Genomic DNA, 21,939 nt, shown 5'->3' on the forward strand with positions numbered 1-21,939 from the left:
GATATGCTACGCCTTCTGCAGGTCGCTGGCGCGCAGCACCCAACCGTCGAGCATCACGAGTTCGATCTCCTGATCGGCAAGAGCCGGCAAGGCGGCAAAAGCGACCGGGACCACCGCGGCCGAAATCAGGAGCTGGCGCCGGGTCAGTCCCCCCTCGCCTCGGTATGTCGAATGTGGGGGGTAAGAAACCTGGTCTGTTCGATGCGGATTCATGTCGGTGTGCTCTTGGTTGCAGACATGCATATTAGCGCCCGCCGATCGGCGCGTACATCGCAATCAGCAAGGGCGACACTCGCGTCCCGCCGCTTCGCGAACCGCGCCTACGCTCCCTTCTCGGCCCGACGCTGCTGCCACGGCCACCGGCCCTCGATCTCGACCTCGAGCGAGAAACTCAGGAACGTCCTGATCACGACGATCCCCGCGAGAACCGCAAGGCTGTCCAGTGTCGGATCGATTGCCACGGTGTTGATGATGTCGGCGGCGACGAGGAATTCCAGGCCGAGGAGAATCGCGCGGCCCACGTCGGCCCGGTAGTTCGCGAAGCTGTTGTCGGATCCGTCGGGATGGAAGCGGCGCAGCAGGAACCGGGCGGTCGCCCAGGTGATGCCGAGCACGATGATGAGTATCCCGGCAATCTCCACCCCGCGGGTGGTCCAGTGCAGCATCAGCCCCACGACGTCGTCTTCCATCGAAAGTACCCTTCCTTCTTTGGTCGCGTCCGCTGATACTAGCCGTTTCTTCCTGCATTATCGCCGCCACGGCCCTCTTTCCCGTTCGGCCCGAGAAACCCGAGAATCCAGAGGCTGAGGAGATTGAGCAGGCAGAGGGCGACCGCGATGTTGCCGCGGCCGAAGCCGACCGCGGCACCGATTGCCCCGGCGTTCCAGATGCTCGCCGCGGTAACGAGGCCTCGCACGTCGCGCCCGGACTTGACGATGGCGCCGCCACCGATGAAGCCGATGCCGGTCACCACGCCCTGCAGCACGCGCGCCCGCGCCTCCGCGCTCATGCTGGCTTCCAGTTCAACGATAATGGCGAAGCCGCAGGCGGCCATGGAGACGATTGGCAGGGTACGGAAGCCGACACTGTCGCGACCCTTTCCACGCTCCCAGCCAATGGGCAATGCCAGCAGGAATGCCAGAAGCACCTTTGCGGCATCGCGGATCAGGAGTTGAAGATCGAATCCCAGTCCAAGGTCCAGTTCGCCAGGCACGTCAGTCCTCCGCACGTTCGAAACACGGCGCTTGTCCGGGAGCCGCCGCTACGATGTTCTCGGCCAATGGGCGAGCACCTCTTCGGTTCCCGCCACCTCCACCTGGGTCGAAAGCACGAATGATACCGTTCCATGAGCGCCGGGATGTTCCGGAACGGCGGATGCTGGGGCGGGCATGCGCTGCGCGAAATGAAAAGCCCGCGCCCCTCACGGAGCGCGGGCAATTTCCTCACCGGAGAAGGTGCGGCTTTAGAAGTCCATGCCGCCGGCCGGCATCGCCGGTGCGGCTTCTTTCTTCGGCTTCTCCGCGACCATGGCCTCGGTCGTCACCAGGAGGCCGGCCACCGACGCGGCGTCCTGCAGCGCGGTACGAACGACCTTGACTGGGTCAATGACACCTTGTGCGAAGAGATCGCCATACTCGCCGGTCTGCGCGTTCCAGCCGTAGCCGAACTCGTTCTTTTCGCGCAGCTTGCCGACGACGATCGAACCTTCCGCGCCGGCGTTCTCCGCGATCTGTCGCACCGGGGCCTCGATCGCCTTGCGGACGATCTCGATGCCGTGCTTCTGGTCCGGATTGTCGGTGGTGACGCCATCCAGAGCCTTGGCGGCCCTGAGCAGTGCCACGCCGCCGCCCGGCAGCACGCCTTCCTCGACCGCCGCGCGGGTGGCATGCAGCGCGTCGTCGACGCGGTCCTTCTTCTCCTTGACCTCGACCTCGGTCGCGCCGCCGACGCGGATCACCGCGACGCCGCCAGCGAGCTTGGCGAGCCGCTCCTGCAGCTTCTCGCGGTCGTAGTCCGAGGTGGTCTCCTCGATCTGCGCCTTGATCTGGCTTACGCGGCCCTGGATCTCTTCCTTCCGGCCGGAGCCGTTGACGATCGTGGTGTTCTCCTTCTCGATCACCACCTTGCCGGCGCGGCCGAGCATCTGAAGCGTCACGTTCTCGAGCTTGATGCCGAGATCCTCGGAAATCGCGGTGCCGCCGGTGAGGATCGCGATGTCCTCGAGCATTGCCTTGCGGCGGTCGCCGAAGCCCGGAGCCTTGACGGCCGCGACCTTCAGGCCGCCGCGCAGCTTGTTGACGACGAGGGTGGCGAGCGCCTCTCCCTCCACGTCCTCCGCGATGATGAGCAGCGGCTTGCCCGACTGCACGACGGCTTCAAGCACCGGCAGCATGGCCTGGAGGTTGGAGAGCTTTTTCTCGTGGATCAGCACGTAGGGCTCCTCGAGCTCCACGCGCATCTTGTCCTGGTTGGTGATGAAGTACGGCGAAAGGTAGCCGCGGTCGAACTGCATGCCTTCGACGACCTCCAGCTCGGTGTCGGCGGTCTTTGCCTCCTCGACCGTGATGACGCCTTCGTTTCCGACCTTCTCCATCGCCTCGGCCAGGAAACGCCCGATCTCGGAATCGCCATTGGCGGAGATGGTGCCGACCTGGGCGATCTCGTCGTTCTTGGTGACCTTGCGGGCATTGCCCTTGAGCTCGGACACGACCGCCTCGACGGCCTTGTCGATGCCGCGCTTCAGGTCCATCGGGTTCATGCCGGACGCTATCGCCTTGGCGCCTTCCCTGACGATCGCCTGGGCCAGAACGGTCGCTGTGGTCGTGCCGTCGCCGGCCAGGTCGTTGGTCTTCGACGCAACCTCGCGCACCATCTGCGCGCCCATGTTCTCGAACTTGTCCTCGAGCTCGATCTCCTTGGCGACGGTAACGCCGTCCTTGGTGATGCGCGGTGCGCCGAAGCTCTTGTCGATGACGACGTTGCGGCCCTTGGGGCCCAGCGTCACCTTCACCGCATTGGCGAGGATATCGACGCCCCGCAGCATCCGCTCGCGGGCATCGGTGTTGAATTTCACTTCCTTGGCAGCCATGGATTCACTCCTTCTCTAGGCAGCTTTCATCGACTGTTCGTTGCAGGGAGCCGTCAGGCCGCCTTCTTCAGCGAAGCGGTGGCTTCGATGACGCCCATCACGTCGCTTTCCTTCATGATGAGCAGGTCCTCGCCTTCGATCCTGATCTCGGTGCCGGACCACTTTCCGAAAAGGATGCGGTCGCCGACCTTCACGTCGAGCGGCTGGACCTTGCCGGCCTCGTCGCGAGCGCCGGGGCCGGTGGCGACGATCTCGCCTTCCATCGGCTTTTCCTTGGCGGTGTCGGGGATAATGATGCCGCCGGCCGTCTTTTCTTCGGCCTCGATGCGGCGGACCAGGATGCGGTCGTGCAGGGGACGGAACGTCATGTCTTTCTCCTCATGGGACAAACAGATTGAGAGGTTCCACCGCTCCCGACGCATGTCCGGAGCGGGGTGCGCGACCCGTCTCAGGCATCGCGCGCCGGTGATCTATTTTGAGGTTCTTCCACTTTCAAGAGGTCGCAGCGAAAATTTTGGCACTCTCGGTCGAGAGTGCCAAGAACCCTGAAAGGCAAGCAGGGACGGCCGGTGAAATTGCGCCAGCTGGCGGATCAATTCGGAAAACGGCTCATTGAAGGCGCTCTTCGACTGGCTTCCTCCAGAAGCCGATCAGCGCCGCGCCCCGGGCATCGCAAACAGTCGCGCAACGTCGAGGGGCGCGCCCCTTCGAATCGATAGTATGTTCGGAAGATGCCGGTGAGTGGCGACCTATGCCGCCGAATTCTTCCTGGTCAGGTTTTCTTCCCAGGCGAGCGACGTCTCGATGATGTCGTCCAGCGCATCGAACTTCGGCGTCCACGCGAGTTCCTTGCGCGCGCGCCCCGCATTGGCGATGACCGAGCCGAGGTCGCCCGGCCGGCGCGGCGCGAAGTTGACGCGGAAGTCGCTGCCGGTGAGCTTCTTGGCGCTGGCGATCACCTCGCGCACCGAATAGCCGTGGCCGTAGCCGCAGTTGGCGACCAGGTTCCCGCCGCCCGAACGCAGCCTGTGCAGCGCCAGCCGGTGCGCCAGGGTCAGGTCGGAGACGTGGATGAAGTCGCGGATGCCCGTGCCATCCGGCGTGTCGTAGTCGCTGCCGTAGACGTCGACGTGGCCGCGCTTGCCCGCCGCCGCCTCGCAGACCACCTTGATGAGATGGGTGGCGCCAGCCGTCGACTGGCCGGTGCGGCCCTTCGGATCGGCGCCCGCGACGTTGAAGTAGCGCAGCACCGCGTAGTTCAGGGGATGCGCGATGGCGACGTCCCGCAGCATCAGTTCGACCATCAGCTTCGACATGCCGTAGGGCGTCTGCGGCGCGACCAGCGCCTCCTCGTCCAGCGGTTCGGCGCCGCCGGCCGCGTAGATCGCCGCGGTCGAAGAGAAGATGAAGTGCTTCACCCCACACTCGATCGCATGGGCGATCAGCGCGCGCGACTTGCAGGTGTTGTTCTCGTAGTAGCCCAGCGGATTTGCGATGGAGTCCGGCACGACCACGGAGCCGGCAAAGTGAATGATCGCATCGACTTGGTGCTGCTTGATGATTCTGCGCACGAGCCGGCGGTCGGCGACGTCGCCCTTGTAGAAAGCGGCCTCGGCCGGCAGCGCCCATTCGAAGCCGGTCGACAGGTTGTCGAGTACGGCCACGTCCTCGCCCGCGTCGAGCAGTTCCCACACCATGTGGCTGCCGATGTAACCGGCGCCCCCCGTGACAAGCACAGCCATCTGACCGCTTCCCGCCCTGTTTCGGTTTTCGACACGTCCCGGTGCCGGAGTGAGCGCAGTATGGGCAGAATTGGTCTGAAGCGCGCTTAAGTCGATCGGTGCAATTTTAAGTAAAAGGCCGATTCAGCGATTGCTGATCCACTCGGCGAGCCGGTTCGCGGCCTCTTCCAGCTGGTCGAGCCGGCGGTGGAAGCAGAGCCGGAGATACCCGTCGCCGCCCGCGCCGAAGGCCGTGCCCGGCGCCAGGCCTACATTGGCGCGATCGACGATCTCGAAGGCGGCGGCCCGCGCATCCGGCATCCCGTCGACGGCGAAGAAGAGGTAGAACGCGCCCTGCGGCGCCGACAGCCGCACGCGGCCGGTATCGCCGAGAATCCTACACACGAGGTCGCGCGCCTGCGCCGCGCGTTGCACCTGTTCCGCCACGAAGCCGTCGCCCTGGTCGAGCGCGGCGGCAGCACCGCGCTGCATGAACTGCGGCACGCCGGAGTTCGAGTACTGGATGAGGTTCTCGAACGTCTGTTGAAGTTCCGGATGAAGGCGGAGCCAGCCGACGCGCCAGCCGGTCATCGCCCAGTTCTTCGAAAAGCTGTTGACGAACAGCACCCTGTCTTCCGCCTCCATGACGTCGAAGAACGACGGCGCGCGCTGGCCGTCGTAGTGGAAGAGCGCATAGATCTCGTCGGCGATGATCCAGAGCCCGTGCCGGCGCGACAGGTCGAGGATCGCCTTCAGCGTCTCCCGGTCGGCCGTCCAGCCGGTCGGGTTCGATGGGGAATTGACGAACAGCGCGCGCGTCTTCGGCGTGATGGCAGCGGCCAGTTTCTCCGGATCGAGCATCCAGCCATTGTCGGAGAATTCGAGCTCGACCGGCACCGGCTTCGCGCCCGCGATCGCCGCCGCAGCGGGAAAGTTCGGCCAGGCCGGAGACAGGTAAACCGCCTCTTCACCGGCATGAACCGTCGCCTGAAGGGCGAGCTGGATCGCGTGCATGCCCGAACCGGTGACCATGAACTCGTCCGGCTGGAAATCCCTGCCGAAGTGACGGCCGTGATAGTCGGCGAGCGCGGTGCGCAGTTCCGGGATGCCGCGCTGCCAGGTGTAGAAAGTCTCGCCGTTCCGCAGTCCCTCGATCGCCGCGTTCGAGATGAAGTCGGGCGTAGCGAGGTCCCCCTCCCCGGCCCAGAGCGGGATGAGGCCGGGCCGCTCGCGCCCGTAGTCGATGATGGTAGATATGCCGCTGTCGGGCGCCAGCCGCGCCTCGGCCGTAAGGTGATCCAGGAGGGTCATGGGAAAAGCCGATGTGGGTTGAGGGTACGGATCGGGGGCCGGCGCGACCGGCCCGGGCCGTCAGCTCATGCCGGGATAGTTGGGGCTTTCGCGGGTGATCGTGACGTCGTGGGTGTGGCTCTCGCGCAGGCCGGCACCGGAGATGCGTACGAACGTCGCTTTGGTCCGCAGTTCCTCCAGATCCTTGGCGCCGACATAGCCCATCGCGGCTTTGAGACCGCCGGCCAGCTGGTGCAGCACACCGCTGACCGGTCCCTTGAACGGTACCTGCCCTTCGATGCCTTCCGGCACCAGCTTCAGGGTGTCGCGCACCTCGGCCTGGAAGTAGCGGTCCGCCGAGCCGCGTGCCATGGCACCGACCGACCCCATGCCGCGATACGCCTTGAAGGAGCGGCCCTGGTGCAGGTAGACCTCGCCCGGGCTTTCCTCGGTGCCGGCGAGCAGCGAGCCGACCATGGCAGCGCTGGCGCCCGCGGCGAGCGCCTTGGCGAGATCGCCCGAATACTTGATGCCGCCGTCCGCGATGACGGAGATGCCCTGCCGGTCCGCCGCCTCTACCGCGCCCATGATCGCCGAGAGCTGCGGAACGCCGACACCCGCCACTATGCGGGTCGTGCAGATCGAGCCCGGCCCGATACCGACTTTGACCGCGTCCGCGCCGGCGTCGATCAGCGCCTGCGTTCCGTCGGCCGTCGCGACGTTGCCGGCCATGATGCGCACCGAATTGGACAGCGTCTTGGCCCGCGCTACCGCTTCGAGTACGCGCTGCGAATGGCCATGCGCGGTATCGATGACGAGCAGGTCGACGCCGGCCTCGATGAGCCTCTCGGCACGCTCGAAGCCATCCTCGCCGACGGTGGTCGCGGCCGCCACCCGCAGACGCCCTTGCGCATCCTTCGCGGCGTTCGGGTTGAGCTGCGACTTCTCGATGTCCTTGACCGTGATCAGCCCGACGCAGTGTCCCCGCTCGTCAACCACGAGCAGCTTCTCGATGCGGCGCTGGTGAAGGAGCCGCTTGGCTTCCTCCTGGTCGACGTTTTCCGACACGGTGACGAGGTTCTCCTTCGTCATCAGTTCGGCGACCCTCTGGCTCGGGTCGGAAGCGAAGCGGACGTCGCGGTTGGTCAGGATGCCGACCAGCCGTCCCATCGTCTGCCCGCCCAGTCCGCCTTCCTCTACCACGGGAATGCCGGAGATGCCGTGCGCGCGCATCAGCGCCTGGGCGTCGCCGAGCGTCGCCTCGGGGCCGATCGTCACCGGATTGACCACCATGCCGGACTCGAACTTCTTGACCTGCCGCACCTCCTCTGCCTGCTGTTCGGGAGTGAAGTTGCGGTGGATCACGCCGATGCCGCCGGCCTGCGCCATGGCGATCGCCAGCCGGGACTCCGTCACGGTGTCCATCGCGGCCGAGAGAATCGGGATGTTGAGGTCGATGTCGCGGGCGATGCGGGTGCGCACGTCGGTTTGCCCTGGCATCACTTCGGAGTGGCCGGGCTGCAGCAGCACGTCGTCGAAGGTCAGCGCTTCGGTGCCGGTTGCGGATACGATGATTCTCGCCATGGCCATTCCTTTAATGTTGAAATCGGCGCGGGTCGTTCGACCGCGCCGACTCTCCGGTTTCCCGCTGATGAATGGCGCTGGCTGGTACCATGGCCGCATGACAAAGAAAAGGCATTTGCGAACAACTCCAGGCCCACGATCGAGCGAAGATGCGGGTCCGCCGGAGAAGGTATCACCCTGATCGAAGGCGCGCCGGAAGGGGAACCGCCGCCGCCTCTCGCACCTTTGGCCGAATGTATTCTGCACGACAGCACTGGCAGGCGCGTGTTAACGGCCTCCCGAACGAGAACAGGAACCTGACTTGAACCGAACTACCCCGCTCGTGCTCGCGGTCGCCCTCTTCATGGAGCAGATGGACTCCACCGTCATCGCGACCTCGCTGCCGGCCATCGCCGCGGATATCGAAACCAACCCGATCGCGCTCAAGCTGGCCTTGACGGCCTACCTCGTGTCGGTGGCGATCTTCATCCCGATCAGCGCCTGGATGGCGGATCGCTTCGGTGCCAAGCGGGTGTTCTGTACGGCAATCGGCGTATTCGTCCTCGGCTCGATCGCCTGCGCCATGGCGTCCTCGCTCGGCGAATTCGTCCTGGCGCGGTTCCTGCAAGGCATGGGCGGCTCCATGATGACGCCTGTCGCGCGCCTGTTGCTCGTGCGCGCCACGCCGAGGAGCAACCTCGTCTCGGCGATGGCCTGGCTGACGGTTCCGGCGCTCGTCGGGCCGCTGGTCGGGCCGCCGGTCGGCGGTTTCATCACCACCTATGTGAGCTGGCACTGGATCTTCCTCATCAACGTGCCGATCGGGATCACCGGCATTTGCGCTGCCTGGCTGCTCCTGCCGGAACTGGAGCGCGGCATAGCCGGACGCATCGACTTTACGGGCTTCGCGCTGTCGGGAATGGCTGCCGCGGGCATCGTCTTCGGCCTCTCGGTCGTCAGCCTGCCCGCGCTCCCGCCGGCGGTCGGCGTCGCGACGCTGGCGCTCGGCATCTGCTCCGGCCTGCTCTACTTCCGCCATGCGCGGCGCGTCGCGCGGCCGATCCTCGACCTCTCGCTCTTCCGCAACCGCGTGTTCCGCGCCGCGATCAGCGGTGGCTCTCTCTTTCGCATCGGAGCCGGCGCGACGCCCTTCCTCCTGCCGCTCATGTTCCAGCTCGGCTTCGGGTTGACGCCGTTCCAGTCCGGCATGCTGACCTTCGCGGGAGCGTTCGGCGCCATCGGCATGAAATTCTTTGCCAGCACGACCTTGCGCAAGGGCGGCTTCCGAACCGTGCTCATTTCGACCGCCATCGCCGGCGGTATCTTCATCGGTGTAGCCGCCGCCTTCACTGCGCAGACACCCGCCTGGGCAATCATCGCCGTGCTGGTGGCGGGCGGTTTCCTGCGGTCGCTCTTCTTCACCTCCGCCAACGCGCTGGTCTTCGCCGACATCGGCGACGAGAGGGCGGGTCAGGCGACGGCGATCGCCGCAGTCACCCAGCAGATCTCGATCGCACTCGGCGTCGCGCTGGCAGGCGGCATCCTGGAGGGGGTGGCCATGTTCAGCGGCGACACGCTCGGGGCGAGCGCGTTTCCGATCGCCTTCGTGCTGGTCGGTCTCGTCACGACCCTGGCTGCGCTTCCGTTCCTGACGCTCCCGCCGGACGCGGGCAGCGCCGTATCCGGTCATCGGGTCGACGGGGTCAATTCACGCACGCAGGTGGTACCTGCGAAATAGGTCGAAGGCCTACTACGACTCTTCCTCTTCCCCGCGCGCCTCACGGCCCTTGAAGCCCTTGGCGAGGAGATAGAGCTCGACGGATTCGTCGCGCGAGGCCGGCGGCTTGAGGTGATGGACGCTGGCGAAGCTCTTCTTCAGCATGTCCAGCAGCTCGTTCTCCGTGCCGCCCTGGAAGGTCTTGGCGAGGAAGTGGCCGCCCGGCTTGAGCACTCTCACGGCGAAGTCGGCGGCGACCTCGCACAGATGCATGGTGCGGATGTGGTCCGTCCGGCGATGACCGGTCGTCGGTGCCGCCATGTCCGACAAGACGAGATCCGGAGCGCCGCCAAGCGCCTCCATCAGCATGTCGGGCGCATCGCTGTCGAGGAAATCCTTCCTCAGGAACACGGTCCCCGGCACGGGATCCATGTCGAGATAGTCGATCGCCACGATGGTCGGATTCTCGTCCGTGGAACCGGTGATACGGGCGGCGACCTGGCTCCAGCCGCCCGGCGCGGCGCCGAGATCGATCACCCTGAGACCCGGCTTGAGCAGCTTGTGCCGCTCGTCGATCTCGATCAGCTTGAATGCGGCGCGCGACCGGAAACCCTCGGCCTTGGCGCGGTGCACGTACGGATCGTTGAGATGCCGCTCCAGCCACCGACGCGACGAATTCTTCAGCCCGCGCTTCTTCTTGATCCGCGTCTTGAGCGCGCGCGGCCCGGCGCCTCCGGCTGGCTTCTTCATGCGCGCTGCTGCCGATTTTCGCGGCCGCGCCGCCAGGCCCCGTCCTCGGCCATGAGTTCGGCAAGGATGCCTTCACGCAGCCCTCTGTCCGCCACCCTGAGCCTCTGCGACGGCCAGACCTTGCGGATCGCCTCCAGAATCGCGCAGCCGGCAAGCACGAGGTCGGCGCGATCGGGCCCGATGCAGGGGTTCGCCACCCGCTGGTCGAACTCCCACCCAACCAGGTTGGAGACCATGCGATCAACGTCGCCTGCATCCATCCAGAGCCCGTCCACGCGGCGGCGGTCGTAGCGCGGCAGTTCCAGGAAGATGCCGGCAAGCGTCGTCACCGTTCCCGACGTGCCCAGGAGATGGAAGCGCTCGCTCCTTGCGATCTCGCCCAGCTTCTCGCGTCCTTCGAAGGCGTCGAGCATACCAGCCACGTCCTCGACCATCGCGGCGAAGATTTCGGGCGTGACGTGGCGGCCGCCGAATCGCTCCGACAGCGAGACGACGCCCACCGGAAGGGACGTCCAGGACACGATGTGGTCGGCGAGGCGCCCGGTGCGTCTCGCCGAAATGTCGATCAGCGCGATCTCGGACGATCCCCCGCCGATATCGAACAGGACGACGCCCTCGGTGTCTCCTTCCACCAGAGACCCGCAGCCCGACACCGCCAGCCGCGCCTCGGTCTCGCGGTCGATCACCTCCAGCACCAGCCCGGTGTTCTCCGTGACCCGCGCCAGGAACTCGGCGCCGTTCTCGGCCGACCGGCAGGCCTCCGTCGCGATCAGCCGGGCCTTGCGGATGTCGCGGCTGGCGAGCTTCTCCGCACAGTTCTTCAAAGCCTCGACGGCGCGGTGCATGGCGAGTTCGCCCAGCCGCCCGCTGCCCGTAAGTCCCTCTCCCAATCGTACGATCCGCGAAAAGGCGTCGACCACCCGGAATTGTCCCGGTCGCGTCGGCACGGCCACCAGAAGGCGGCAATTGTTGGTCCCGAGATCCAGCGCCGCATAGGCCGGAGCGTTTCCTCCGGGCCGCCGCCAAGGCGCCATGCCGGCACCGCCAGGCATCTTCTCGACCGTCTTCGAGGCGCGCACCAAATCGGGAGCGGCCGGCGCGGCATGCGCTGTCGGCGCGACGGCTTCTGCCCGCGCGGCTCCGCCGTTCGGCGCGGGCGCCCCGTCGCGTGCATAAACCTTTCGCCCGCGGCGGCGCTTGCGCCGTTTCTTGCTACGCTGGTCCTGCGATGCGCCGTCCTGCTTCCCGGGGACCGCAGCGCCCGTGCCGTTCACCGGTGCGGCTTGCCTGTTCGCCGCCTTGCGGTGTCGGCGGCGCTTCTTGGCCCTGACACCCTGGGAAGCCTCGGCGTCCGGCGGAGTCCCGCCGTCTTCGAGGTTCTTCAATAGTCCATCCTTCCGGCGCCGCGCTTCCTTGTGGATGCTGCAGGCGCGATACTCTTCGCGTTGGCTGCAATGTAACAGCGGCGCGGCAAATCACAAAGGGATTTGGCGAACGACGCGCTACCGCCCTGCCCGGTTGGACCTGATTTGGAGCCGACCCTCTTGATCCCCCTTGACTCCGCCCGCCGATTAGTCAAACGTTTAATCAACAGGGAGGAGAACGAGCCGCCATGCTCACGCAGGCACGGCCCGACAACGACGTCAGCACGGCGATATTGTACGCCGGCGAGCGCGCGTTCGCCGAATACGGCTACAACGGTGCCTCCATGCGCGCCATCGCCCGCGATGCCGGCGTCAACCAGGCCATGATCGCCTACTACTACGGCTCCAAGGAAGGTCTGCTGCAGGCCATCATGCTGCGCCGCTCGACGTTCGTGAACTCGCAGCGCGAGCAGCGGCTCGGCAAACTTTTTTCCGAGGGGCAACCGACGGTCGAGCAGCTTGTGGAGGCGTTCCTCGCTCCGCTGATCGAGCTCGGCACGGATGCGCGGCTTGGCGGATACTCGTACGTGAAGCTGCTCGCCGTCCTCACCCATTCCGTGGACGATCTCGCCAAGCGCATCATTGCCGAGAACTTCGACGGCATCGCGCGGCGTTTCGTCGACGCCTTCCGGGCCATCGAGCCGGACATGAGCGAAAGCGACGCCATCCGCGCCTATCTGCTCTCGCTCGGCGCGGGCATTGCGTCGGTCGGTATCGACGGACGCGCCGGGCGCATGTCGGGAAACTACGACCACATAGGCACGCCGGAACTCGTAAGGTCCGTCGTCGCCTTCACCAGCGCGGGAGTCCGCGCCCTGATGAAAGTCCACTAGACGCCAGATCGAACAAAGGGAGGTTTTTATGTTCGAGAACATCATGTTGAAATCCACGATGGCTGCCGCGGCGCTCGCCGTGTCCGCCCTCGCCGTCCAGGCGGAGACGATCGACGCCACCGTCGTCGCCGGTCATCCGCCTGTCTTCCGCTGGGTCAAGCACGCCAGCCAGACCTTCATCCCAGCTGTGAACAAGGCGCTGGAAGGCACCGACTACACGATCAACTGGGACGAGCAGTACGGCGGGTCGCTCGCCAAGGTCGGCGACGAACTCGAAGCCACCGAGGAAGGTCTCGCCCAGATCGGCGTGATCTCGTCGGTCTTCGATCCGGCGAAGCTGTCGCTGCAAAACGTGAGCTACTACACGCCCTTCGTCTCCAGCGATCCCGTCCTCGTTGCCAACACCGTGGACGCCCTGCATCGCGACAATCCCAAGATGCTCGCCACCTGGGAAGAGAACGATCTTGAATATCTGGGCGGTCCGTCGGCGATCGACGACTATCTTCTGATGACCACATTCCCGGTCAATTCCATCGACGACCTGAATGGCAAGAAGATCGGCGCGCCCGGGCCGGCGGTGAACTGGCTGGCGGGAACCGGCGCGGTCGGCGTCTCCGGCAACCTCACCACCTACTACAACGAGATCAAGACCGGCGTTTACGATGGCGTCATCGTCTTCGCGACCGCCGCGCTGCCGGGCAAGCTCTACGAGGTTGCTCCCTACATCACCAAGGTCGGCTTCGGGGCGCAGTATGCCGGCGCGCTGGCGGCCAACAAGGACTGGTACGACGAACAGCCGGAAGTCGTGCAGCAGGCGCTCAAGCAGGGCGGCGAGGCCTTCAAGGCGGCCTATTTGGCCGATCTCGGCGCAGCCGTGGAGGCAGGCCTGAAGGCCATGGCCGAACAGGGCGCGACAATCACGGAAGTGGACGACGCGTTCCGCCAGAAGTGGGCCGCCGGCATGGACAACGTCGCCCAAACCTGGGCCAAGCAGGTCGACAGCGAAGGAAAGGCCGGGACCGAGATCCTGAAGGCCTACATGGACGCCGTCCGCGCGGCTGGCGGCAAGCCGGTCCGCGACTGGGACCAGGAATAGTTTCGGAAGACTGATCCCATGTCTGTCGAAAGATCGCCGGAGCCGCGCCGCGGCTCCGGCCCGATGAAGACCGTCCGCCGGGTTGCCGACACGATGTCGACGGCGCTCAACGTCATCGGCACCCTGCTCATCCTCGGGCTCGTCATCCTCGTTAACGCCGATGTGATCGGGCGGGAACTCTTCCTGTCGCCGATTTCGGGCGTGCCGGAGATCGTCTCGATGTCGATCGTCGCCATCGTCTTCCTCCAGGTGTCGCAGGCCTTCCGCATGGGCCGCTTCACACGCACCGACGCCTTCCTCGACGCCGTTTCGCGCCGTTCGTCGCGCGTGCGTAGCGCCATCGAACTCCTGTATGTCGTCGCCGCGCTAGCCCTGATCTGGTTCGTCTTCTCCGCCAGCTACCCGCTCTTCGAGAAAGCGTGGGAGCGAGGAACATACGTCGGAACCGTCGGCGACTTCACCGCGCCCGAGTGGCCGGTCAAGCTCGTCATTCTCATCGGCAGTGTCGCGCTGATGATCCAGATGGCGATAGGGGGCATCCTCGCCCTCATCGGTGTCATCCATCCCGAAGACGTTTCCGGAGGCGGGCAATGAGCGCGTTCGAGATCGGACTGGCGACGCTCGGCGCCATGGTAGTCCTGGTCTATGCCGGCCTGTGGGTGCCCATCGCGCTCATGCTGTGCTCCTATGTCGGCGTCTGGATGATCAAGGGCTCGCCGCTGCTCGCCGGCAAGCTCTTGGCGCTGGCAGCCTCGGAGACCATATCCTCCTACTTCTTCGGCGTGGTGCCGCTGTTCGTCCTGATGGGCTTCCTGGTTTCCGTGACCGGGCTCGGCAGCGACGCCTACGACGTCGCCAACCAGCTCTTCCGGCGCCTGAAGGGCGGTCTCGGCGTCTCCACCGTCGCCGCTAACGCCATTTTCGCCGCCATCACCGGCATCTCGATCGCCTCGGCGGCCGTCTTCACCCGCATCGCTGTGCCCGAGATGGTCCGCCACGGCTACACCAAGAAATTTTCCGTCGGCGTTGTCGCCGGCTCCTCGGTGCTGGGCATGCTGATTCCGCCGAGTCTCCTGCTCATCCTATATGGCCTGCTGACCGAACAGTCGGTCGGCGACCTCTTCGTGGCGGGCGTGCTGCCCGGCATCCTGCTCGCGATCGTATTCGCAGCCGGCGTCATCTCGATGGCCTACTTCTGGCCTTCCTTCATCGGCGAAAACCTGTCGGAAGATACCGAGCACGATCTCGCTCCGCGTGAGATGATCATCAAGGGCCTGCCGATCGCGGTTCTGATCGTGCTGGTCCTGGGCGGCATCTACACCGGCGCCTTCACTCCCATCGAGGCGGGTGCGGTCGGCTGCCTCGGCGCCATCGTCATCGGCCTGTTCCGGCGAGCCCTCACGCCGTCCAACTTCTGGCAGGTTCTGACCGACACCGGCCTGGTCACCGCTTCGGTGTGCTTTCTCATCATCGCCGCGCAAATGTATTCGCGCATGCTGTCGCTGTCTGGCGTGCCCAACGAGTTCGGCGCCTTCGTCGCCACCGCCGACATCGGATACTGGGGCGTCATCCTCGCTTATGTGGCGCTGGTCATCCTGATGGGAACGATCCTCGATTCCTCCTCCATCATGCTGATCCTGGTGCCGCTGATGCTGCCCGTCGTCCAACCCATGGGCGTCGACCTAGTGTGGTTCGGCATCGTCACGGTTATCGCGGTCGAGATCGGCCTTTTGACTCCGCCCTTCGGCATCTCCGTCTACGTGATCAAATCGACGCTCGACGACGAGACCATCAGCCTCGGCGAGATCTTCCGGGGTGCTGCGCCCTTCGCCCTGATGATGCTGTTCGTTCTCGTGCTCGTCCTGATCTTCCCATCCATTGCCACCCTGCCGCTCGGCCGCTGAGGAGACCTGAATGCCACGCCGTATCGTCGACCTTTCCGTCCCGCTGGAGATGGGGATCGCATCCGACCCGCCGATGACGCTGCCAAAGATCGACTATCTCGACCACCAGATGACCGCCGGGCAGATACTGCCCTTCTTCCCCGGTCTCACGAAGGAACAGCTTCCTAGCGGCGAAGGCTGGGCGGTGGAGCAACTGACGGTCTCCACCCACAACGGCACGCATCTCGACGCGCCCTGGCACTACGCCTCGACCATGAACAATGGCGAGCGGGCGATCACCATCGACGAGGTGCCGCTCGAATGGTGCTTCAATCCGGGTGTGAAGCTCGACTTCCGCCACTTCGAAGACGGCTACGTCGCCACCGCCGCCGACGTCGAGGCCGAACTGAAACGCGTCGGACACGAACTGCGCCCGCTCGACATCGTCGTGGTCAACACCGCGGCCGGCGCCCGCTACGGCCAGCCGGACTTCGTATCGCGCGGATGCGGCATGGGACGCGAAGCGACCCTCTATCTCCTCGAGCGCGGCGTTCGCGTTACGGGCACCGACGCCTGGAGCTGGGATGCACCCTTCGTGCACACCGCCCAGAAGTTCTCCGAGACCCACGACTCGAAGCTGATCTGGGAAGGCCACCGCGCCGGCATGGAGATCGGCTACAGCCACATCGAAAAGCTGTCCAACCTCGAGCAGTTGCCGGCGACGGGGTACGAGATCGCCTGCTTCCCCTTCAAGATCAAGGGCGCGTCCGCGGGCTTCACCCGCGCCGTCGCCATCTTCAACGACTGAGGAGACCCACCATGGCCCGCAAGAACGACAAGATCATCATCACCTGCGCGATCACCGGCGGCGTCCACACGCCGACCATGTCGGACGCGCTGCCGATCACACCAGACCAGATCGCCCAGCAGTCGATCGAGGCCGCGGAAGCCGGCGCTTCGATCATCCACCTGCACGCGCGCGATCCCGAGACGGGCAAGCCGACGCCCGATCCTGCCGTCTTCATGCAGTTCCTCCCGCGCATCAAGCAGTCCACCGACGCCGTCGTGAACATCACCACCGGCGGCGGTCTCGGCATGACCGTGGAGCAGCGGCTGGCGGCCCCGCTCAAGGCGGAGCCCGAACTGTGCTCGCTCAACATGGGCTCGATGAACTTCGCGCTGCATCCGCTCGCCAACAAATACAAGGAATGGAAGCACGACTGGGAAAAGCCCTTCCTCGAAGCCAGCGACGACTTCATTTTCCGCAACACCTTCCGCGACATAGCCTACATCCTGAAACATCTCGGCGAAGGCTGCGGCACGCGCTTCGAGCACGAGTGCTACGATGTCGGCCATCTCTACAACCTCGCCCATTTCGTCGATCAGGGGCTGATCAAGCCGCCCTTCCTGGTGCAGTCGATCTTCGGCATCCTCGGCGGCATCGGCGCCGACGTGGAGAACGTCTCCTTCATGAAGCAGACCGCCGATCGCCTGTTCGGCGACGACTACGTGTGGTCGGTGCTGGCGGCCGGACGCTACCAGATGCCCTTCATTACCCACGCCGCCCTGCTCGGCGGGCATGTGCGCGTCGGGCTCGAGGACTCGCTGAACATCGGCAAGGGGCAGCTGGCGAAATCGAACGCGGAGCAGGTGTCCAAGATCCGCAAGATCCTGGAGGAACTCGGCCACGGCATCGCCACGCCCGCCGAGGCCCGCGAGATGCTCGCTCTCAAGGGCGGCGACCGGGTGGCATTCTGATGAACGCCACCGTGCAGGACAAGGCGATCGTCCAGTTCGACTGCGTCGGCACCGCGGTCGGCAAGATGCGCAACGACCTCTCCGTCACCATGGTGCAGCCCTTCCCCGAAGGGCCGTTCGAAATGGCGACGGACGAGGGTTCCTTCCACGGCGGAGACGCCTCCGCGCCGCCGCCGCTGGCGCTCTTCGTCGGCGGCCTGACCGGCTGCATCATGACGCAGATCCGCGCCTTCGCCAAACGCCTCGGCGTCAAGCTGGACGACCTGAAGGTCGAGACGCGGGTGCAGTGGAACTGGCAGGCCGCCGGCCGCGTCTACGAGACCGCGCCGAAGAGCTTCGAGATCGATGTCCTGATCGACAGCCCCTCCCCCGAAGACAAGGTGATCGAACTGATCGAGACCGCCAGGAAGGGCTGCTTCATCGAGCAGACGCTCGGCCGGCAAAACACGATCCGCCACCGCATGAAGACGGCCGAGGGATGGAAGGAGGTCTGACATGACAAATCCGATCGACGGTTTCACCGTTTCGCGCGATGACATCCAGTATGTGGGCAATGATCTCCAGCGGCCCGAATGCATTCTCGCCGAGCGCGACGGCAGCTTGTGGGCAGCCGATGCCCGCTCCGGCGTCATGCACATCCGCCCCGACGGCTCGCAGGAATTGATCGCGCAAAGCCATGTAAGCGCCTTCGAAAGCGCCACCGACGAGGCCAAGCGCTTCACGGAAGGCACGCTGCCCAACGGTCTGGCCTTCGCCAGGGACGGCTCGATCTACATCTCAAATTTCGGCACCGACTGCCTGGAGATCATGACGCGCGGCGGCGAGACGAAGGTTCTGCTCGACAGGATCGACGGCAAGCCGATCGGCAAGGTCAACTTCGTCCTGCGCGACACGAAGGATCGGCTATGGGTGACGGTGTCGACCCAGATCAGGAACTGGATGGATGCCGCCAGCCGCCGCATCGAAGACGGATCGATCGTGCTCGTCGACGGCGACGATGTCCGCACCGTCGCCACCGGCATCGCCTTCACCAACGAGGTGCGGCTGGATGCCAATGAGGAATGGCTCTACGTGGTCGAGACCACCGGCCGCAAGATCACCCGCTTCCGGGTCGCCGACGACGGCTCGCTCTCGGATCGCCAGACCTTCGGGCCGGAGGATCACGGCGCCTTCATCGACGGCATCGCCTTCGACTCTTACGGCAATTTGTGGGGCACCCACGTGATGACCGACCGCATCTTCGCCATCACGCCCGAAGGCGAGTTGCGCATCATCCTCGACGACGACAACCCCGAAGCGAGCAAGCGGCTGCTGGACGCCTTCGAGCGCGGGCAGTCCACACCGGAACTGATGCTTGCCGCCGGCGGCACCATTGCCCCGTGGTTCGCGAGCGTCACCTTCGGCGGGCCCGACTTGCAAAACGTCTATATCGGATCGTTGCGCGGCACGCGCATTCCGTGGTTCCGAAGCCCGGTGGCGGGGCTGCCCATGGTTCACTGGAACGACCCGCGGCCATAGGGGCAGCGGGCCGGTCCACCCGCCAACTCGTTTGTGGAAATCGATCGCGCCTCGAAGCGCGATCCGACCGCTATTCGGTCAAGGGTGACACCGGTTTGGTCGCAGCGTCATCCGCAGACACCACGCGTCGATCGAAGATCGGCTCGTCGGAGAACTCGGCGCTGAGCTCCATCACCTTATCACGGGCCGAACTCCATGCCGCTTGAGAGTAGGCACCGCTGAAGTTGATTGCATCCACTGCGAGAGCGATGACGGCGGCGAGAAGCAAGAGGCGCATTTCATGTTCTCCGGTTTGACCGGCCGTAAACGTGCTCCGTGACCTCCGGTTCCTTCCGCGAGCCCCTTCTGTCGCCGTCGCCAGGTCGCGACGTCACGTCGGCCACGGGATGGTGAGGTCGGGATTCGGACTTTCTGGAAAGATCGTCGAGATGTAACCGAAAATCTGCGGCGCGCCGCTCAACTGGGCCTTCGCCGGCGCGCCGGATGCCATCCTCACGCCCTCGGGCGGGGGTGCAACCTCGTCCAGCACGAAGGGACCGTATCGCACCGTCCGTCCGGCCCGAAGGTTGCTCTCCACCCAGTCCGCTGCCCGCGCGCTCGCCGTCGTGACCTTGATGTCCTTGGCCAGCAGCGCCACCATTGGCAGCACCGGCATTACGCCCGTAGCCGGTTGGTTGCCGGCCACGGTTCCACCCGTCGATACCGTGATGCCCCAACCGATGCTTTGCTGCGACCAGCGCCACAGGCGGCTTGCGAAGACGTTGGCGTCCATCCAGGGCCTTACGATGTAGATGCGCTTGAACGAGCATTCGAGCGTCATTTCCGGCGCCGCGACGCCATCGCGGCCGGACGCCAGTGAGTATGTTTCGACCGCGTCGGATCCCCCACCGCTGGCAGACAGGATCGCATGTACGTCGGTTGGAGGCTGAGGGCGATTCAGTCCGAAACCGGGACCGAAGCCCGGCCTCGACAGCGCCGCCGACCCGAAGCGCCGATGGCTGCCCTGGCTCTCCAGCGGCGGTCTCGGTCCGCTGCAGCAACAGCACCCGTCCCCCTTCATTCCCGTTCCGCCGGATCGCCGCTGCTTCTCGTAGTCGTTCGCATCGAACGAGAATGGCGTCCACAGGTCCATGTCGAACCACTGCTCGTAGGGCGGAAGGCTCGTCACGCGCTGGTACTCGCTGCCATTGTCGAGCGTGGACGTGTGCTGCTTGAACTTCTTCGCGAGCGACTGCCAGTAGGGGAACGGATCTTTTCCCTCGAGTTGCTCGATCACCGCGAGCGACCGGTCCACTTCCGCCTTATGGCCCTCGAGCTGCCAGTCTTCGCTGGCCTTCGCGCAGGCCTTTCTGACCTTCTCGCTCACCGGCGGACCGCCATTGTCGAAGCTCGCCTGGTCCGCTTCCAGCGTATCCTGCGCGGAGTAGTAGCGCTGGCCGTAGTCGAGATATTCGGTGTACTGCTTGGTCGGATCACCCGACGCGTCGAAGAGATAGGCGCGCGCTTCCGACAGCAACTTCTGCTCGGCCGCCGTGAGGCTGATCAGCGGCAGTTCCTTGCCGTCGAGGATGAGTTTGTAGACGTCCGACACGGACGCCGCCTTCGCCGTCGCAACGTAGTTGCATTCCAGCGTCAGGTTGAGGAAGTTGCTGACGTAATACTCCGTCTCGGGATCCTTTGGATCGAGGCCGGGCTTGACGACGAGGCCGGGGATCTGGATCGACAGCAACGCGGAAGGGCTCTGCCCCACGACCCCGGAGAGCGCCAGCGTCTGGGCCATCTTGGAATAGAGCTGGACGAATTCCGCCTGTTCCAGTTGGTCCGGTGCCGTTTTGAACATGCAGGCCTCCCGGCTTCTTTCAGGAATGCGCGGCCATGGAGCGATTGAACACGCTCCATGGCCGTACGCCTGTCGCGGCGGATGGTCAGGTCGGCCAGGGAAGGTTCGGGTCCGGGTTAGGAAGCTGCGGCAGGATCTGGCTGATCGCGGCTATGATCTGCGTATCGGCGATCTTGATCTGGTTGCCGGCTATCGTGCCGTTGATCTTTTCCGACCGATCCTTGTAGTTGACTCGCCCCGAGATCGAGAACGGCCCGATGCCGAGGCTGGCCTCGCCGTTGATCGCGGTGTCGACGATCTCCTGCTCCGTCTTGGTCAGGTTCCCGATGATCTCGACGTTGCGCGCCAGGATCACCGTCGTCGGCAGGGTCACGAACACGCCCTTTGGCACGATGACGTTATCGATGCTGCCGCCGCTTGAATAGGTCGCGGACGGGGCAGACGGATCGAACTTCCACGCGCGGCTGTTGAACAGGAGCGGGTTCATCCACGGGCGAGTGATCGTCACCCGCATCAGTTCGCAGGCGAAGGTCAGCTCCGTCTGGTCGATCTTGATGTACTCCTGATCCTTCTTGTAGTCGCCGGAGCCCGAAATCGTGAAGATGCCGAATGTCCCCTGCAGGGCGCCGGCTACGCCGAGAGCGCTAGACTTACTCTGGTTGTCCATGTCCTTCTGATTGAAGTTGAACTTCGTCCATCCTTCCTGCTTGAACCAGTTGTTGTAGGAAGGGGCGAGAACCGCCGGAGGAAACTCCATGCCGGAGCCGAGCTTGGCCTGGTTCTTCGCCCATCGGGCATCGAGTTCCTGCCAGAAGGCGGAGCCGTCGCGGCCCTGGAGCTGCTGGATGATGGCGAGATTGGTCTCCTGCTGCACCTTGCCTGCCGCGATCCACTTGTTCATCGCGGCGTCGACCTCGCCCTTGAGCCGCCGCGAGGGCGCCGGCCCGGTGCCGTTCTCATAGCTCGCCTGGGCTTCGTCGAGCGCGTCGCAGGCGTCCCAGTATTCGTACATCGCCTCGTTGCACGGCTCCTCCAGCTCGGCATAGCTCTGGCGGGCATTTTCCAGCTTGGTCTTCTCCGCCGACGAAAGGTCGGCAATCGGAAACATCTTGTAGTCGAGGATGCTCTTGTAGGCGTCCGACACCGTCAGGGAACTCGGTGCATAGGTGAAATCGAACATCGGCGAGGTGTCGAAGATCTGGGAGATCTCCTGATTGTCCTCGGGCGACGTCTGCGGCTTCAGCCCGACCGGCAGGTATTGACCTGGATTGTAGATCGACAGGAGCGACTCACCGATCCGGAAACTCGCATCCCGCGTGGTGCTGCCGACGCCAAGCGCGACGGCGAGTTTCGAATACAGTTTTTCGTATAGAGCTGCGTTATAGTCAGTACTATCTGCCATTATAGCCTCCCTAATTTAATATTGCTGTGTTTATTTCCCCTGATGACATTTATCAG

General features: G+C 64.9%; 22 protein-coding genes. 9 read left to right on the top strand and 13 right to left on the bottom strand.

Going from position 1 to position 21,939, the window contains the following annotated elements:
• Nucleotides 1–6: 6 nt before the first annotated feature.
• From BSQ44_RS19800 to guaB, 8 genes are all read right to left on the bottom strand, one after another.
• On the bottom strand, nucleotides 7–243 hold the full coding sequence (locus BSQ44_RS19800) for a hypothetical protein (protein ID WP_072606837.1): 237 nt from the start codon (nucleotides 241–243) through the stop codon (nucleotides 7–9).
• Nucleotides 244–320: 77 nt separating this feature from the next.
• A complete protein-coding gene (locus tag BSQ44_RS19805; protein WP_072606838.1) occupies nucleotides 321–689 on the bottom strand; it encodes a DUF1622 domain-containing protein in 369 nt (122 codons plus the stop codon).
• Between the two features lie 38 nt (nucleotides 690–727).
• Entirely contained in the window at nucleotides 728–1,213 is a 486-nt protein-coding gene (locus BSQ44_RS19810; RefSeq protein ID WP_235633272.1) for an MgtC/SapB family protein, read from the bottom strand.
• Between the two features lie 249 nt (nucleotides 1,214–1,462).
• On the bottom strand, nucleotides 1,463–3,088 hold the full coding sequence (groL, locus tag BSQ44_RS19815; protein ID WP_072606839.1) for a chaperonin GroEL: 1,626 nt from the start codon (nucleotides 3,086–3,088) through the stop codon (nucleotides 1,463–1,465).
• A gap of 53 nt (nucleotides 3,089–3,141) precedes the next feature.
• Entirely contained in the window at nucleotides 3,142–3,456 is a 315-nt protein-coding gene (locus tag BSQ44_RS19820) for a co-chaperone GroES (RefSeq protein WP_072606840.1), read from the bottom strand.
• Between the two features lie 381 nt (nucleotides 3,457–3,837).
• The gene (gene galE, locus BSQ44_RS19825) at nucleotides 3,838–4,830 is read right to left on the bottom strand and encodes a UDP-glucose 4-epimerase GalE (RefSeq protein WP_072606841.1); all 993 of its coding nucleotides are present in this window, start codon (nucleotides 4,828–4,830) and stop codon (nucleotides 3,838–3,840) included.
• 123 nt (nucleotides 4,831–4,953) lie between these two features.
• Complete coding sequence (locus tag BSQ44_RS19830; protein ID WP_072606842.1) at nucleotides 4,954–6,120, bottom strand: pyridoxal phosphate-dependent aminotransferase; 1,167 nt, start codon at nucleotides 6,118–6,120, stop codon at nucleotides 4,954–4,956.
• A gap of 60 nt (nucleotides 6,121–6,180) precedes the next feature.
• Nucleotides 6,181–7,683 carry an IMP dehydrogenase gene (gene guaB, locus BSQ44_RS19835; RefSeq protein WP_072606843.1) on the bottom strand — a complete coding sequence of 501 codons (1,503 nt, stop codon included), beginning with the start codon at nucleotides 7,681–7,683 and terminating at the stop codon, nucleotides 6,181–6,183.
• Nucleotides 7,684–7,984: 301 nt separating this feature from the next.
• Between guaB and BSQ44_RS19840 the strand changes: the two genes are divergently transcribed.
• Nucleotides 7,985–9,400 carry an MFS transporter gene (locus tag BSQ44_RS19840; RefSeq protein WP_072606844.1) on the top strand — a complete coding sequence of 472 codons (1,416 nt, stop codon included), beginning with the start codon at nucleotides 7,985–7,987 and terminating at the stop codon, nucleotides 9,398–9,400.
• 12 nt (nucleotides 9,401–9,412) lie between these two features.
• Here BSQ44_RS19840 and BSQ44_RS19845 read toward each other — a convergent pair whose 3' ends face one another.
• Both BSQ44_RS19845 and BSQ44_RS19850 read right to left on the bottom strand, forming a co-directional pair.
• Nucleotides 9,413–10,129: an RlmE family RNA methyltransferase gene (locus BSQ44_RS19845; protein ID WP_072606845.1), complete on the bottom strand. Its 717-nt coding sequence runs from the start codon at nucleotides 10,127–10,129 to the stop codon at nucleotides 9,413–9,415.
• Entirely contained in the window at nucleotides 10,126–11,550 is a 1,425-nt protein-coding gene (locus tag BSQ44_RS19850) for a Ppx/GppA phosphatase family protein (protein ID WP_378215027.1), read from the bottom strand. Before BSQ44_RS19850 ends, BSQ44_RS19845 begins: the two co-directional genes overlap by 4 nt.
• Before the next feature lie 191 nt (nucleotides 11,551–11,741).
• Between BSQ44_RS19850 and BSQ44_RS19855 the strand changes: the two genes are divergently transcribed.
• From BSQ44_RS19855 to BSQ44_RS19890, 8 genes are read left to right on the top strand one after another with little or no spacing between them, the layout of a single operon-like run.
• Nucleotides 11,742–12,386, top strand: coding sequence for a TetR/AcrR family transcriptional regulator (locus BSQ44_RS19855; RefSeq protein ID WP_072606846.1), 645 nt, complete (start codon nucleotides 11,742–11,744; stop codon nucleotides 12,384–12,386).
• 28 nt (nucleotides 12,387–12,414) lie between these two features.
• The gene (locus tag BSQ44_RS19860; RefSeq protein ID WP_235633273.1) at nucleotides 12,415–13,482 is read left to right on the top strand and encodes a C4-dicarboxylate TRAP transporter substrate-binding protein; all 1,068 of its coding nucleotides are present in this window, start codon (nucleotides 12,415–12,417) and stop codon (nucleotides 13,480–13,482) included.
• 18 nt (nucleotides 13,483–13,500) lie between these two features.
• Nucleotides 13,501–14,076, top strand: a complete 576-nt coding sequence (locus tag BSQ44_RS19865; RefSeq protein WP_072606847.1) for a TRAP transporter small permease subunit — start codon at nucleotides 13,501–13,503, stop codon at nucleotides 14,074–14,076.
• Nucleotides 14,073–15,386 carry a TRAP transporter large permease gene (locus BSQ44_RS19870; protein WP_072606848.1) on the top strand — a complete coding sequence of 438 codons (1,314 nt, stop codon included), beginning with the start codon at nucleotides 14,073–14,075 and terminating at the stop codon, nucleotides 15,384–15,386. Before BSQ44_RS19865 ends, BSQ44_RS19870 begins: the two co-directional genes overlap by 4 nt.
• 10 nt (nucleotides 15,387–15,396) lie before the next feature.
• Nucleotides 15,397–16,173: a cyclase family protein gene (locus tag BSQ44_RS19875; RefSeq protein WP_072606849.1), complete on the top strand. Its 777-nt coding sequence runs from the start codon at nucleotides 15,397–15,399 to the stop codon at nucleotides 16,171–16,173.
• A gap of 11 nt (nucleotides 16,174–16,184) precedes the next feature.
• Nucleotides 16,185–17,123, top strand: a complete 939-nt coding sequence (gene kce, locus BSQ44_RS19880; RefSeq protein WP_072606850.1) for a 3,5-dioxohexanoate:acetyl-CoA acetone transferase — start codon at nucleotides 16,185–16,187, stop codon at nucleotides 17,121–17,123.
• On the top strand, nucleotides 17,123–17,617 hold the full coding sequence (locus BSQ44_RS19885) for an OsmC family protein (RefSeq protein ID WP_072606851.1): 495 nt from the start codon (nucleotides 17,123–17,125) through the stop codon (nucleotides 17,615–17,617). The genes kce and BSQ44_RS19885 overlap by 1 nt, the downstream gene beginning before the upstream one ends.
• A 1-nt stretch (nucleotide 17,618) precedes the next feature.
• On the top strand, nucleotides 17,619–18,641 hold the full coding sequence (locus BSQ44_RS19890; RefSeq protein ID WP_072606852.1) for an SMP-30/gluconolactonase/LRE family protein: 1,023 nt from the start codon (nucleotides 17,619–17,621) through the stop codon (nucleotides 18,639–18,641).
• Nucleotides 18,642–18,711: 70 nt separating this feature from the next.
• Here the strand turns inward: BSQ44_RS19890 and BSQ44_RS19895 are convergent, their stop codons facing one another.
• The 3 genes from BSQ44_RS19895 to BSQ44_RS19905 all read right to left on the bottom strand — a co-directional run bounded on the left by BSQ44_RS19895 (nucleotide 18,712) and on the right by BSQ44_RS19905 (nucleotide 21,883).
• Nucleotides 18,712–18,918, bottom strand: a complete 207-nt coding sequence (locus BSQ44_RS19895; protein WP_072606853.1) for a hypothetical protein — start codon at nucleotides 18,916–18,918, stop codon at nucleotides 18,712–18,714.
• Nucleotides 18,919–19,011: 93 nt separating this feature from the next.
• A complete protein-coding gene (locus BSQ44_RS19900; RefSeq protein ID WP_072606854.1) occupies nucleotides 19,012–20,481 on the bottom strand; it encodes a hypothetical protein in 1,470 nt (489 codons plus the stop codon).
• An 85-nt stretch (nucleotides 20,482–20,566) separates the two neighbouring features.
• On the bottom strand, nucleotides 20,567–21,883 hold the full coding sequence (locus tag BSQ44_RS19905; RefSeq protein WP_072606855.1) for a hypothetical protein: 1,317 nt from the start codon (nucleotides 21,881–21,883) through the stop codon (nucleotides 20,567–20,569).
• Nucleotides 21,884–21,939 lie beyond the last annotated feature (56 nt).

This window comes from Aquibium oceanicum, from assembly GCF_001889605.1.
Classification (GTDB): domain Bacteria; phylum Pseudomonadota; class Alphaproteobacteria; order Rhizobiales; family Rhizobiaceae; genus Aquibium; species Aquibium oceanicum.